9 protein-coding genes are annotated in these 14,762 nt (G+C 47.2%); 5 read left to right on the top strand and 4 right to left on the bottom strand.

The window, feature by feature from the left end:
• Positions 1–15: 15 nt before the first annotated feature.
• Entirely contained in the window at positions 16–747 is a 732-nt protein-coding gene (locus tag FEM55_RS16790) for a DUF2490 domain-containing protein (protein WP_138282486.1), read from the bottom strand.
• A gap of 183 nt (positions 748–930) precedes the next feature.
• Entirely contained in the window at positions 931–1,776 is an 846-nt protein-coding gene (locus FEM55_RS16785) for a chromate resistance protein ChrB domain-containing protein (RefSeq protein ID WP_138282485.1), read from the bottom strand.
• Positions 1,777–2,279: 503 nt separating this feature from the next.
• On the opposite strand from FEM55_RS16785, the gene FEM55_RS16780 reads away from it, so the two are divergent.
• Positions 2,280–2,729 carry a response regulator gene (locus FEM55_RS16780; protein WP_138282484.1) on the top strand — a complete coding sequence of 150 codons (450 nt, stop codon included), beginning with the start codon at positions 2,280–2,282 and terminating at the stop codon, positions 2,727–2,729.
• Between the two features lie 146 nt (positions 2,730–2,875).
• Here the strand turns inward: FEM55_RS16780 and FEM55_RS16775 are convergent, their stop codons facing one another.
• Positions 2,876–3,904: an LLM class flavin-dependent oxidoreductase gene (locus FEM55_RS16775; RefSeq protein ID WP_138282483.1), complete on the bottom strand. Its 1,029-nt coding sequence runs from the start codon at positions 3,902–3,904 to the stop codon at positions 2,876–2,878.
• Between the two features lie 77 nt (positions 3,905–3,981).
• On the bottom strand, positions 3,982–5,469 hold the full coding sequence (locus FEM55_RS16770) for a hypothetical protein (RefSeq protein ID WP_138282482.1): 1,488 nt from the start codon (positions 5,467–5,469) through the stop codon (positions 3,982–3,984).
• Between the two features lie 258 nt (positions 5,470–5,727).
• Between FEM55_RS16770 and FEM55_RS16765 the strand changes: the two genes are divergently transcribed.
• The 4 genes from FEM55_RS16765 (at position 5,728) to FEM55_RS16750 (ending at position 14,706) form a co-directional block, all read left to right on the top strand.
• Positions 5,728–6,105, top strand: coding sequence for a hypothetical protein (locus FEM55_RS16765; RefSeq protein ID WP_138282481.1), 378 nt, complete (start codon positions 5,728–5,730; stop codon positions 6,103–6,105).
• Between the two features lie 101 nt (positions 6,106–6,206).
• Entirely contained in the window at positions 6,207–10,580 is a 4,374-nt protein-coding gene (locus FEM55_RS16760) for a CusA/CzcA family heavy metal efflux RND transporter (RefSeq protein WP_138282480.1), read from the top strand.
• Between the two features lie 6 nt (positions 10,581–10,586).
• Entirely contained in the window at positions 10,587–11,735 is a 1,149-nt protein-coding gene (locus FEM55_RS16755; protein ID WP_138282479.1) for an efflux RND transporter periplasmic adaptor subunit, read from the top strand.
• 172 nt (positions 11,736–11,907) lie between these two features.
• A complete protein-coding gene (locus FEM55_RS16750) occupies positions 11,908–14,706 on the top strand; it encodes a VWA domain-containing protein (protein ID WP_138282478.1) in 2,799 nt (932 codons plus the stop codon).
• Positions 14,707–14,762 lie beyond the last annotated feature (56 nt).

The following is a 14,762-nucleotide window of genomic DNA, read 5'->3' as shown; positions in this document are numbered from 1 at the left end:
CTTGTGCAAACCGCATTACTTTTTAGCCCGCAGATCCAGGTTATGAAATACAAACACCCGCAATACATTGTTGCTGTTGAAATGATTGCCCGACGGCAGTTGCTGGAACTGGTTCATGTAACCCACCTGCATGTTCAACCCTTTGGTAAACTGATAGCCAAGTCCGACAAAAAACCGGTTCTGATCAAACAGATTATACGTAATCTGCTTGCCTGCATTGATATGGACTTCGTCGTTAAAGGCAAAAAACAAGGTATTCGGTTCTATAAAATCCCGGTTTAAAGGCACCATCAGATTCAGGAGATAACGAAAGCGGAAGTTGAAATTATTCCCGTCCAGCAACTGGTCATTTGCAATTTTTCTGTTAAACCGTTCTTCCAGACGCACCCATTGCTGCGTCTGCAGTCTGCGCTGGCGGCTTGTCCAGAGGATTTGCTGCCACAAACGGTTTTCCGGGCGAACGGTATGCAGCCCGGCGGCAGGAAAACTTCTTGCAAAAGCATAACCGGCGGTAAAGCGCAAATGATCATTCGCATAATACGTGATGCCCGGACGAACGATCTGCGTAGACCAGCGATCCAGAAAGTCGGTTCTTCTGGCATGCAGATCCAGCCAGATACCCCATTTGTTTGTCAACCGGGTCTGGTTAAAATAGCCCAGCCACGCCTGACTTTGCACATTCACCTGTTTCTGGCCTATTGCAGGAAAAGCAAAAAGCATACTGAACAGAAGTACATATTTTTTCATTTCTGTTTTCATTTATGGTTAATGTGGATAATTGAATAGTCCGTGCAAACAGGTTTTCCAGAGAGTGTATGCGCAGATCCGCTTTACAGACTGGCTCGATAAACAGTACAGCACGGACTTTCCTGCAATATTAGGCAGCAGCTGCTATTTAAAATAGAACGGAAATGACCATTTGTATACAATTTACCTTTTAAGTAGATTTTTCCTGTAATCCGATGGATTCTGCCCGGTATGTGCTTTAAAAATCCTTGTAAAATGACTTTGATCCGAAAATCCGGTGAGGTAGGCGATTTCGGACAAAGTATGCCCGGTATGATCCAGTAATTCAATGGCTTTCTCAATCCTTAATTTGCGGATGTATTCACCGAAAGAAAGGTTGCTGAAATACTTGGAAAACTCCCTAGATACGTAAGTCGGATGAATCTGAAGACCTTCGGCAATTTCCTTCAGGCTTAAACTCAGATTGGTATCCATCTGGTCCTGAATGATTTCTTTCAGCTCTTTTGCCCATTTCGGTGTTTTCAGGTTTTCCGGTTTCTTTTTTTCAAGGTAAGTATGAAAAACAGTCAGCAACATCTTTTCGGCAGGACTTTGCGTATGCTTTTCCTTCTGCAGATATTTGGCCCAGCTGTAAAGCGCATCATAAACAAGCATTCCTTTTTCAAGCAGTTCATGATCATTTGAAAAATTGAAAGCCAGGCCCGCAGAAATGGCCCACAAACCGGACGACTGGCCCGTAAGGGAATGATCATCCGTATCAGCACCACGAACAATCGGGGCCATATCCTTTAAAGCCTGATCTTCAAGCTTGTACTTTTCCAGAAAGTAATCAAACGTGCAGCGGTCTTCATAATGGGTGAACTCGGTATCCGGAATGTCAAAAGGAATGGCATTCAGTTCCGAAGCTTTTGCAAGCACCTCATCAAAAGGCACAAAGTAAAAACTGGCATCCGGATCAATAAACCGTTTGATTAACCACGGGCAGGCGATTCTGTCGATTTTTGGTCTTTCACGGGTAATCCAGTTCATTTTAAAAAATGCAGTTTAAATGATTTATGCAAAAATAAGCAACAAACAAACGGGCAAACAAAATGATGCGTACAGGCTCTAATTGACTTTCAGCTGTCAGCCCATGAGCCGTTAGCAATTTTTACAGGAATCTAAATTTCCGGATTTTTCTGCTAAAATGCAGACAGGCAAGTTTCAGGCATTCCGTTTTCGCAGGACTGAATGCACCGGATGCAGCGACGCTGCTTGAATCAATCAATCGAAACTCCTTGTACATGGCATCGTATACCTTGTGTAGATCCGCTGTCGATAGTGCCATGCCTGTGCACTTGACCATAGAAATTTCTTGTTATGCCGGATACAGTTTGTAAAATATTTCATGCGTGAAAATGAGTATATTAGGTAACTTAACCCGGTTATCATTACCAACAATCGTCATTTGATTTCCTTAAACTTCGGGATTTATGCGTTCATGGTATATTAATGGTATGTTATTTGATAAAAGCGATGCTTAGTAAATTACAATGGCTATGAATGCAGAAATTTATATTGTAGATGATTGCCCGGACCAGCATTTTCTGCTTTATCAAATAATTAAACAGTTACCGGAATCTTATTCAGTGAAGTTTTTTGAAGACGGGAAAATTTTGCACCGGCATTTGGGTACATTATCCATGCAGGGACAACATGATAAATTTCCAAAGTTAATCATTCTGGACCTGAACATGCCGGGGATGAGCGGATTACAACTTCTTAAACTGATCAAAAAACCTGCGCTGGAATCTCATGAACAGTTAAGGGCTATTCCCGTCGTGGTAATGAGCAGTGACATACGCGAGGACCGAATCATCAAATGCTATCAGGAAGGTGCGGACGCATACATCATAAAATCAATGGAATTCGACAAAGTAAAAAGCACCATGCAATCCATCTGCAGATTCTGGCTGGGGCGTGAAGTTCAGCCTGCGGAGTGAATTCCGGCATATGTGATTTTACTGGTCATGCCAGTTTGTCAGAGAAAGCCCGACTTACAAAAGCCGTCCGGATTCAGCACCGGACGGCATTTGTAATGTTTTCATACCTTGTAACTCGCTCCGTTTGCAACAAATCCTTTTCCAGATCATGCATTCTTTAAGATCGGCGCTACTTTGCTTCCGATCAGTTCCATGGACTGCATCAATTGTTCGTGTGTTAGTCCGGCGTTGTCCATCTGAAAAGTTACACGGGAAATACCGCCGAGCGATTCGCTGTGCGCCAGTATCTTTTCGGCAACCTGCTCCGGACCGCCGACCATCAAAACGCCTTTGGGCGCAACCTGCATGTCAAACTGCTGCCGTGTCACCGGAGGCCAGCCGCGCTGCCTTCCAAGTTTCGTCCAGATTTCAGCATATCCCGGATAGTATTCAGCAATGGCTTCCTTGGTGCTTTTGCCGACATAACCCGGTGAATGCAGGCCTACTTTCAACTCCTCCGGCTTGTAGCCTGCTCTTCTGCCGGCTTCGCGGTAAATATCCACCAACGGCCGGAAACGGTACGTTTCCCCTCCTATTACCGCCACCATCAGCGGCAATCCGAGTGCGCCTGCGCGTGCAAACGACTCCGGCGTCCCGCCTACGCCCAGCCACACAGGAAGTTTTTCCTGAAAAGGCCGTGGGTATACCGGCTGATTGTTCAACGCTGGACGAAATTTGCCCGACCAAGTTATGAATTCCGTATCTCTGATTTTAAGCAGCAAATCCAGTTTTTCTGTAAACAGCTGATCGTAATCGTTCAGGCTGAAACCGAACAATGGAAAAGCCTCCACCGAAGAACCTCTTCCCACAACCAGTTCTGCCCTGCCTCTGGAAATAAGGTCCAGCGTAGCAAAACTCTGAAATACCCGCACCGGATCGGCGGCGCTCAGTACGGTGACGGCACTGGCCAGACGAATATTTCTGGTGCGCGCTGCGGCAGCGGAAAGGATAACAGCCGTGGCCGAATCCAGGAACTCCTTTTTATGATGCTCTCCGATTCCGTATACATCCAGTCCCACCTGATCGGCATGCTCAATCCTGTCGAGCAGCTGGCTCATTGCATCCACGCTGCTGATTGCATTGCTTTCATTTGTACCGAACATGGCCGAAGCAAAGCTGTCAATTCCAATTTCCATCCGTTTTGTCCTGTTTATGATTTCAAACCAAAATTTCTATCACTAAAAACATCTCACATTTTCGCGTCCCGCAATGTTCAGATTTCCGAAAACGTATACAAATAATAATTCTCATCCTCCACAATCGCTCCTGCATACACTTTCACGCATGTAACTTTGTAGTTCCGGCCGTTCAGCTTCATGAGCTGCACTTGTCCTTCTCTGGCCGCATCGTTCAATGTATACGGATCAAGCGTATAGCTCATAATCAGCACATTGCTTTTGCGCACATCCACTGTTTCAACAAACTTGCTGAACAACTCGGCCTGGCTGAGATGGGTTGCCTTGTAATTCCAGTATTTTTCTCTCCATATTACATAATCCGAATATCTTCCGTCGTTCAGAAAAAAAATTTCCTTCTGCAGATAGCCGGCTACCGGCGTGGACAAATAATTAAATGCGCCCGCAATCCGGACATTTTCGGGCATGTTCTTTTCAATATAATCTGCTGCATGGACTGCATTGGAAAAGGGATTTTTCCAGTCCGTAAAAGCGGCAAAAAGGCCGACCGGAAGCTGAACGAGAAAAACAGAATTAAAAATAAAACTGGTCATCCGCGGCTGTTCCGACCGGTACGCATTAATCCAGTATGCAAACAGCAAAGCCATTGAAAAATGTCCGTAATGCCGGTAAGTCCCGACGGGTTTCAGGTAAAGGAACAGCAGCATCAGTCCGAACGATGCCAAGGTAAAAACAAAAACAGGCGTGTTTTTTCGCAGCGACCAAAGCAGCGCAGTCCCAACCGGAACGGCAATCAGGGCGTTTACAATGCTGTTTTCAATCAGTCTGGTTCCCCAGAAAGCGGTTTTGAATTCCGGGACCGGCAACAATCCGGCCGTTATTTTCCCGATTGTCGTAACGGCGAGCCCGGGCCAGAAATGAAGGTTCCAGATGGGCGCATAAGAGTTATCCGGCGGCGGAACAATCGTTATCAGAAAAAGCACTCCTCCGGCCATTGCAAAAACGACTGGCAACAGGTTTTGCGGCTTAAAAAGTACTTGATTATGAAACAGTTCCAGCATGAGCATCAGCAAAACCGCAGCCGCAATCAGCGCCATAAATGCATTGCTCTGAAAAAGCAGAAAAAGGAGGATACCGATTGACCAACTGTTTTTCCGGTCATTTTTCCATAAAACGGCAATGCCAAGTAAAAGCGCAATGCCGATCAGGTAATTTCTGCTGATCAGCCCGTATTCAAAGAATAGAAAATAACTGAAAAGCACTGCAATCTGCTGATAAAACCGCAGCGGACTCTTGTAAATGACCAGAAAGGCCACAAACGCGGCCATGCAGAAATGAACAACCTGAATGGTATGCGGATCGTGGCCGAACTTTGAAAACGGCCACAGCACCAGAAACCACAAAACCGGATGGCCTTCATACCGGATAGTACGGAAAAGGTCGGGAATGGACGCACTGTCATGCACAAGGTTCCATGCCTGGATTTCGTCCCGCCACATTTCATGCTGATGCAATCCGAAAGCAACAAGAATGATATAAACAAGGAACAGTAACGTTGAGCGCATCTGAGCTGGATAAAGGTGTTCTGCAGCAAACCCGCAGGTCGGCAGCTGCGGCTTACGGCACGGATGACCGGCCCTGCAAATTAAAACAGGAAACATTCGCTTTCCAACAAATCGGGCTGTATGCCTGCGTTATCCCTGTTTATACCTATAATAATCTTAATTAGTTATATTTCAAGAATCCAAGGCATATACACCGGCAAATGCCTGAAAAACGGTTTTTTTCTTGTTATGCAACCAAGGTTAACTTATTTTAGTAGCTTGAAAAGGTTTTTTCTACATATTATCCTCACCATTGTCATCCTGGATACAACTTCCTTGTACCAGGTGCTGAAATTCCCGTCCCTGATCCGGCATTTTACCGAACACAAGGCGCTTGATGAACGCATAAGCTTCACTGATTTCCTTTCCATGCACTACTGGGGCGAGGATCTTGACGACAATGATGACGAGAAAGACATGCAGCTGCCTTTTAAAAAATTTGAAATCCAGCATGCGCATTTCCTCTTTGTCCCTTTTACAAACACGTTTACTTTTAAAAATACCTTTTCACCGTTCAAAACGGATTACGGCTCTTACCGGCCTCAGGTTTACTGCAATACGACCCTAGGCGCCCTTTTCCGCCCGCCGCAAGCTTAAATACATATTTTCTGACGGATTGCTTCAGTCCGGATTTTCCATGCGTGCACGCTGCTGCACTCGCATGGCTTATGGGCTATGTATTTATTTAAAAGTTTGTTATGCTTAATAAAATCATCCGGTTCTCTGTAGAGAACAAACTGGTGATCGGCATTTTCATGCTGCTGTGGATTGCCCTCGGCGCATATGAAGTAAGCCGGTTGCCCATCGATGCCGTTCCCGACATTACCAATAATCAGGTCCAGATCATCACCACCGCACCCGCACTCGGTGCTGAAGATGTGGAACGCCTGATCACTTTCCCGATTGAACAGGCCATCAGCAATATTCCCGGACTCAAGGAAAGCCGGAGCCTTTCCCGGTTCGGCCTTTCCTTGATCACCATTGTGTTTGATGACAATTCAGACGTTTACTGGGCCAGACAACAGGTTACCGAACGGCTTTCGCAGGTTGAAATCAATGAAAATGCCAGTGTGCCGCAGCTTGCGCCGGTTACGACCGGACTTGGTGAAATATATCAGTATGTGATCAAACCGAAAGACGGCTACGAGAAAAAGTACTCACTCGCCGATCTCCGCACCACGCAGGACTGGATCGTGCGAAGGCAGCTGCTCGGGACAGAAGGCGTCGCGGACGTAGCGACGTTCGGCGGAAAACTCAAACAGTATGAAGTCGCCATTGTTCCGTCCAGTCTGAAAGCGCTTGGCCTGACGATCAGCGATGTATTCACCGCATTGAACCGGAACAATCAGAACACGGGCGGCGCTTACATTGAAAAAGGGCCTTCCGTACTTTACATCCGCAGCGTAGGGCTTGCCGGTTCCATGGACGACATCCGGAATATGGTGGTCAAAAACAGCAGCAACGGAACGCCTGTTCTGATCAGCCATGTGGCCGAAGTCCGGCTTGGTGCGGCCATTCGCTATGGTGCATTGACGATGGCCGGAAAAGGGGAACTTTCCGGCGGGATTGTCCTGATGCTTAAAGGCGGAAATTCTTCAAAAGTCATTGAAAATGTAAAAACACGCATTGCCGAAATCCAGAAAACGCTTCCGGAAGGTCTGGAAATCGAGCCCTTTCTGGACCGTACCAAAATGGTCGACAATGCCATCGGGACCGTAGAACATAATTTGCTCGAAGGCGCACTGATCGTGGTGCTGATTCTTGTGCTGTTTCTCGGCAACCTCCGCGCCGGCCTTATCGTGGCTTCCGTTATTCCGTTGTCCATGCTTTTTGCCATTACGATGATGAACCTTTTCGGCGTGAGCGGCAATCTGATGAGCCTCGGCGCGCTGGATTTCGGACTCATCGTGGACGGGGCCGTTATCATCGTGGAAGCCATTCTGCATCACATGCATTTTTCCCAGAAGTATGCGGTTGTGAATAAAGTGTCCCAAAAGGAAATAGACGAGGAAGTAGCCGGCTCTGCATCACGCATGATGAATGCAGCCGTATTCGGCCAGATTATTATTCTCATTGTTTATCTGCCGATCCTTTCACTTTCGGGCATTGAAGGAAAAATGTTCCGGCCGATGGCCCAGACGGTTGCCTTTGCCGTTACCGGTGCTTTTATATTATCGCTGACGTACGTTCCGATGATCAGTTCTTTGTTTATCAGTAAAAAAATCACCCATGAACCCAACTTTTCAGACCGTGTAATGACGCGCATTGAAAATGGTTATGAGAAAATGCTGACGCATGCATTGCGGATCAAAAAAGGGATCGTGCTTGCTGCTTTTACGCTGTTTGCGGTTGCCGTTCTGATGTTTATGCAAATGGGCGGCGAATTTATCCCGCAACTGGAAGAAGGCGATTTTGCTACGGAAACCCGCCTGCTGGTGGGCACAAACCTGAGTACAACGATAGATACTTTTACCCGCATCTCAGAAAATTTGAAACAAAAATATCCCGAAGTCGAAAAGATCGTTTCCAGGATCGGCAGTGCGGAAATCCCGACCGACCCGATGCCGATTGAAGGCGGGGATATGATCATTGTTTTGAAGGATAAAGCGGAATGGAAAAATGCAGAAAGTTTTCCGGAACTGGCGGAAAAAATGGCTTCCACCGTACAGGAAGTCATGCCCGGCGTCACAACGGGATTCCAGTATCCCGTACAAATGCGTTTCAATGAACTGATGACCGGCGCCAAACAGGATGTTGTCTGCAAGATTTTCGGGGAAGACCTGGACAAACTGGCTTCCTATGCGGAACAGCTCGGCAGCATTTCCAGAACGGTAAAAGGTACGGCCGACTGGTATGTGGAAAAAGTAACGGGCATGCCGCAGATCGTTATTGATTTCAACCGGAGCGAAATTGCAAAGTACGGATTGAACATTGATGACATCAACCGCACGATCAACGCCGCATTTGCCGGAGCCGCCGCCGGACAGATTTACGAAGGTGAGAAAAAATTCGACCTCGTGGTGCGTGTCGGCGACGAAGGCCGCAGGAACATCAGCGACGTACAGAACCTGCCGGTTTCAACGCCCGGCGGCATCCAGATTCCGCTTTATCAGGTGGCAAGCATCCGGGAAGTGGAAGGCCCGAACCAGATCCAGCGCGAAAATACCCGCAGAAGGATTATCGTCGGATTCAACGTAAGAGGCCGTGACGTGCAGTCTATCGTGGAGGAATTGCAGCAGAAAGTGGATTCAAAAATGAAGTTTGAAGCCGGTTACACCGTCAGCTACGGCGGTGCGTTTGAAAATCTTCAGCAGGCCAAGTCGCGGTTGAGCATTGCGGTTCCGGTGGCGTTGCTGCTCATTTTTATCATGTTGTACTTTGCTTTTTCTTCTGCAAAAGACGGAGCGCTTATCTATACTGCAATCCCGCTTTCTGCAATCGGCGGCATTTTTGCGCTGGCTTTGCGCGGTATGCCGTTCAGTATTTCGGCGGGTGTGGGTTTTATCGCGCTGTTCGGCGTGGCCGTTCTGAACGGGATTGTGCTGCTTTCAGAATTTAACCGGATCAGAAAAGAAGGAAAAATCCATGATCCGTTACAGCTTGTGCTGGCGGGCACACGAAACAGGCTCCGCCCCGTTCTGATGACTGCTGCCGTGGCTTCGCTCGGGTTTTTACCGATGGCGCTCAGCAACGGCGCCGGTGCAGAAGTTCAGCGGCCGTTGGCTACGGTTGTGATCGGCGGGCTGATAACGGCTACGCTGCTCACCTTGTTCGTACTTCCAGCACTTTACCTTTTGTTCGATAAAAAGCCGAAACCAACCGTTCCGGGCAAAAAAATGGCTGTTACCATGATGCTGCTGGCATTGTTCCATGTCAGCCACGCACAATCGCAGAATGCCGTGCCTGTTGATCTGAATACGGCCATCGGCATTGCCTTGAAAAAAAACCGGGTTGCGCAAAGTGCTCGGCTGAATGAAAAAGCCAGCGAACAAATGCAGTCTGCTTCTTTTGACATCGCCAAAACCAGCATCAATGCCGATTACGGAAAAGTGAACAGCCTGCATAACGACACGCGGTTCGGCATGAGTCAGACTTTCAGTTTTCCTGCGGTTTATTCCAGCCAGCGCAAGTTGCTGCAAGCCGGATTCAGGATTTCACAAGCCCGTACCCGCCTTGCAGAGCAGGAAATACGAAGCGGTATCCGGCAGCTTTTTTACGAGTATGCGGCTTTGAACGAAAGAAAAAAGCTGCTGACATACGCCGACAGCATTTACCGGCTTTTTGAGGAAAAATCAAATCTGCGTTTTGAAAAAGGCGAAGCAAACGTGCTGGAAAAAACAGCGGCGGAATCGCACCGCCAGCAGATCACCAACCAGCTGAATATGCTGAACAAGGATATGTCCATTGTGGCCAGCCAGTTCAATTTGCTGGTTCAGGATACACAGCAGTACATTCCGCAGATCGAAAACCCGGTTATCAAAAACGTATTCACCGAAGCAGATTCCGTCCTTGCATTGGAGCAGCTTCCGGCCACGGAACTCGCGAGACAGCAGCAGAACGAAGCGCATTTCCGCTGGAAAAATGAAAAATCAAGACTGCTTCCCGACCTGACCTTTGGCTACAACAATCAAAGTCTTGTCGGATCACAGATACTGGGCGATCGGGAATTGTTTTTCAGCAGCAAAGACCGTTTCAGTTATTTCAGTGCAGGAATCGGGATTCCGCTGTTTTTCAAAGCGCAGTCGGCACGTGTGGCGGCAGCGAAACTGAACCTTGAAAAAGAACGGAAGCAAACGGAATACGTGAGCATGCAGCTGCAGAACGAGCATACTGTCACAAGGCAGCAAATGGAGAAATTCAGGGAAAGTTTACGCTATTACCAGGAAAAAGGACTCAAAAATGCCGATCTCATCCTCCTGACAGCCGATCAGCAGTTTCAGGCCGGGGAAATTGATTTTCTCCGCTGGACGATTCTTGCCGATCAGGCCATTACCATCAAAAACGAATACATCCATGCACTGGACAGCTATAATCAGGCTGTCATTCAATTCATGAAACTAAACAATCTGTAAAATCATATGACACGATATATCATGGTTTGTTCGGGTTTGCTGTTCCTGTTTTCCTGCGAGAGCGAACTGAAAAAAGAAGCGGTTGAAACGTCCGCAAACAAGACCGCTGCGGCTCCGGAACAAACGGTTTCCTTTACGCCCGCACAATTGAAAAGCGTCGGCATTGAAGTCGCCACGCCAAAGCTTGAGAACATCAGCGGTGAAATTGTTCTTCAGGGAAAAATCGACGTTCCGCCGCAAAGTACCGTCAGCCTGAGCTTTCCGCTTGGCGGCTATCTGAAATCGACCGGAATGCTGCCCGGTATGCAGGTAAAAAAAGGTCAGGTGCTTGCCGAGCTGGAAGATATGCAGTTTATTCAGCTTCAGCAGGATTATCTTACTGCGCGGGAAAATTTTATTCTTGCCGAATCCGAGTTCAACCGCCAGCGCGACCTGAATGCCAGCAAAGCGAGCAGCGATAAAGTTTTCCAGCAGGCAAGGGCCGAAATGGAAACGCAGAAGATTCTGAGAAATGCGCTGGAACAAAAACTTCAGGTTATCGGCATCAATCCTTCGAAGCTGAAACCGGACAATATTTCCAAAAGCGTTGCCATTGTTTCGCCGATCAACGGATATGTATCCAAAGTGAATGTCAATGTGGGCAAGTACACTTCGCCAACGGACATGCTGTTCGAGCTCGTCGATCCGGGCGATATCCACCTGGCACTGCATGTATTTGAAAAAGACCTCGGCTCCTTGTCCATCGGCCAGCGTGTTACCGCTTTTACCAACAGTGATCCGGATAAAAAATTCAGTGCCAAAATCATTCTGATCAGTAAAAACCTGGATCAGGACCGAATGGCGGAGGTACATTGCCATTTTGAAAAATACAGCCCTGCACTTGTTCCCGGCATGTTTATGAACGGAACGGTTTCGGTAAATAACAAAAAGGCACTCACAGTCCCGGAAGAAGCCGTTGTACGCTGGGAAAACAGGCATTACATCTTTACAGAAAATACTGATGGCCAGTTTCAGATGACAGAAGTAAAACCCGGCGTTGTCCATAGCGGCAAGCAGCAGATCGAGGCTGAAAATATCACCGCAAACACCAGAACGGTTGTCAAAAACGCCTATGCCCTGCTGATGAAAATCAAGAACAGCGAAGAAGAAGGTTGATGTCAACAGCATTCCGCGTACTTGTCCGGACTGTTTCGAAAGGAGCCGGACAAGTACGCATAACTGAAAAGCAGAAGGGTAAACAACAATCTCCGTATGCTTTCTTTTTATTCTGAAATTCCGAACTTTGCATTGCTGTACTGCAATTGCAAGGCATTTTTACACACACACGATGAAGTATTTGATTCTACTGAGCACACTTTGTACCCTTTCATTTCATTCCGCCGCGCAACCTGCGAAATCGCATTTCAGTGCCTATGCGCAGTCTGAAGCATCGCAGCAGACGTTCAATCACTATGTTGATTTTATTAATGAATCGGTAAATGTGCTGACGAGCCGCTTCAAGATGCTCAGTGCGTATCAGTCGGAAATGGAAAGATTCCGTAAAAGGCCGGATTTTCCGTTGAGATTGCAGTCTTCAGGGCCGCTGGAAGAATTTTACTTTCAAAAAGCAGTTAACGGCAAAGGAATCAAAGTTGCTGATAGAGAAGTGCTTGTTGCAAATGCCACAACGTTATGGAATATCCTGGAACGGCTTGATCAAACGGGAAAATCACTGGAAACCTACGTGCAATTACAGGCTTACAAAGCAGATGATTTTAGAAAATCCGATGAGCTTGTTACCGAAATGCAGATGATTTTCAGACAGTTTGGTCAGGAAAAAGCAAAGTTTTACAGCCATATTCAACAGATTTATCGTCAGTATCAGCCCTATAAAGCAGCAGACCCGTATCTGAATATGGAAAAGGAAATGGGACAGGTACTGCAAATCCAGCAGCAACTTCTTGATTCCCTGCCGTTTTACCTGCATGCAGACAGCCGTTCGGAATGGCCTTTGGAACTTGTCCGTAAAAGCATGCTGGCGGATGAAAAGCTGCTTCCGGGTTTCGGGAAAGCACATGCCGGCATTGCTTACCCGGCTTCGGATGCTGTAAAATCGTTCCGTTCAGCCATTGTCGCCATGCAAACGCTGAAACGCCATGCGCTGGATGATCATAATTATGCCGCCCGGCAGTCTGCGGAGCACGGCAATGACGTTTATAGGTGGCTGCTGAATTACTTCAACAATGATTTGCTGATCAGTTACAAATCTTTCGTGGATTACAGCAAACCCGTCCGGCGCTTGCTTTACTTTCCTGCATGCAGTCCGGTATTTGCCATGGAACAGGAAAACGCCAAACCGGAAACAACTGCCGGAACTCCGCCGTTTGAAGAAAAGCCATTGCTCCCATTCCACACGAAGGCGTCCGCTTTACCCGCTCCGCCGCTTATGCTCCGGGCACTGAACGGATACGTTGAATATATCAATGAATCGCTGCGTCAGATGCATGCTTTGCAGCTCATGCTCAGGAATTATCAGTCAACGGCGGAATATTACCGTGATCCGGAACAGATCAAATCAAGAGGAAAGCTCACTTACGAACATGAAAAGTTCAAGGTTCCGGTTTCGGCTTATGAACTGCTTAGAAATGCCAGTTTGGTGATTCCAGAAGCGTACCGCACTTCGGTAAACGGTCAGGCGGAAGTACTTTTCAGTATGTTGAAGGAAATGGATGCATTAAGTATTGAACTCATCCGTTATACGGCAGACAAAACATATATACAGGATCGTTTGCAGCGTTCCGACGCCATTCTGGACCGCTATGCGTTGCTTTTTGATCTTTTTGACCAAAAAAAAGAACAGCTTTACAACGATATAAGGCGCATTCATGAAAGTTACCCGCCTGAAAATCCGGCGGGTTCCTGGAACGTTGCGGGAAACGCATTGCTGCAAACCCTCGATGCCGACAAGCAGATTTTGTTTGCGGTAAAGGATTACATAATTCAAAAAAGGACATTATTGCCGGAAACCGAAGAAGTAAAAGAATTTTCCACAAAACTGATCAGGGATGAATATGCCAATCTGAAAGGATTAAAGCGTTATGGACGAAATAACGGCTTATGCCCGTATGCGCCGTATGAGGATCTTGCAGGCAATTCCGTACAATTTGCAGAAATGGCCACCAGCTTAAACCCGAGGGCGTCCAAAACATCCCAAACTCCGTATGAGCCCTTCTATTATTTTTACAATAACGAACTGGTTTATCAGTACAACAAATTTGTGGAACTCGCTGCTTCGGGATTGCTTAAAGCGGTCAATCAGCCGGATGTTTATGCATTCAGAAGATTGCCTTTGCCGGAATTGCCGGCACTGCAAACGGATAAAAACAATACATCCGATAAAAATCAGGACATAAGTCTTAAGCCGGAATTTAAAAATAAAAACCCCTCTTCCATCCGGCCCGACAAACAGGAACCGGCGGATAGCCAAGGAAATTCACAATTCATGCATGATACCGTTTATGTGGAGCGCGTCAGAGTTGATACGGTTTTTGCGGATCAAAACGCCGGGCAGAACACAGGCAATCTTTCGCTGAATGGCTACGCAGACAACAATATGGTGCTTTTGCTGGATGTTTCGTCGTCGATGAATTCACCTTACAAAATGCCGTTGCTGAAAAAATCGATCAAGTCGCTGCTTGCGCTGCTGCGTGAATCCGACAGGATTTCAATTGTCACCTATTCGGGTAAAGCGCGCATTGCACTGAAACCGACTTCGGGCGCAAAGGCGGCTGAAATTGCAAAACAAATTGATTTGCTGCAATCGGACGGCGATACAGACGGAAATGAAGGCATCAGGCTGGCCTGTAAAGTTGCGGACAAACACTACATCCGCGGCGGCAATAACCGGATTATTCTGGCAACAGACGGTGAATTTCCGGTCAGTGAAGAAGTGCAGCAACTGATCAGCAAAAGTGCAAAGAATGATGTTTACCTCAGCATCTTGACATTCGGAAGAAACCAGCATCACAGTCCGTTTCTGAAAAAGTTAAGCAAACTGGGCAACGGAACGTATGCACATGTTACCGCAGAAAGCGCCGCAACGCAGCTGATCCTTGAAGCACAGGCCAAAAAAGCAGCGCAGCCGTAAAAACCAGCCGCCGTGAAACCCGTTTGCAAGCCGATTTCAGGGCGACAGTTCACCAT

It is taken from the genome of Dyadobacter sediminis (assembly GCF_005860765.1).
Taxonomy (GTDB): domain Bacteria; phylum Bacteroidota; class Bacteroidia; order Cytophagales; family Spirosomataceae; genus Dyadobacter; species Dyadobacter sediminis.
Note: the sequence above shows the minus strand (reverse complement) of the source record. Positions and strands in the feature narration are given on the sequence as shown.

What these genes read in the sequence shown, in the direction of transcription:
- FEM55_RS16790 (WP_138282486.1), bottom strand. Translation starts at nt 747, where the DNA reads ATGAAAAAATATGTACTTCTGTTCAGTATGCTTTTTGCTTTTCCTGCA.
- FEM55_RS16750 (WP_138282478.1), top strand. Translation starts at nt 11,908, where the DNA reads ATGAAGTATTTGATTCTACTGAGCACACTTTGTACCCTTTCATTTCAT.
- FEM55_RS16775 (WP_138282483.1), bottom strand. Translation starts at nt 3,904, where the DNA reads ATGGAAATTGGAATTGACAGCTTTGCTTCGGCCATGTTCGGTACAAAT.
- FEM55_RS16755 (WP_138282479.1), top strand. Translation starts at nt 10,587, where the DNA reads ATGACACGATATATCATGGTTTGTTCGGGTTTGCTGTTCCTGTTTTCC.
- FEM55_RS16770 (WP_138282482.1), bottom strand. Translation starts at nt 5,469, where the DNA reads ATGCGCTCAACGTTACTGTTCCTTGTTTATATCATTCTTGTTGCTTTC.
- FEM55_RS16760 (WP_138282480.1), top strand. Translation starts at nt 6,207, where the DNA reads ATGCTTAATAAAATCATCCGGTTCTCTGTAGAGAACAAACTGGTGATC.
- FEM55_RS16780 (WP_138282484.1), top strand. Translation starts at nt 2,280, where the DNA reads ATGGCTATGAATGCAGAAATTTATATTGTAGATGATTGCCCGGACCAG.
- FEM55_RS16785 (WP_138282485.1), bottom strand. Translation starts at nt 1,776, where the DNA reads ATGAACTGGATTACCCGTGAAAGACCAAAAATCGACAGAATCGCCTGC.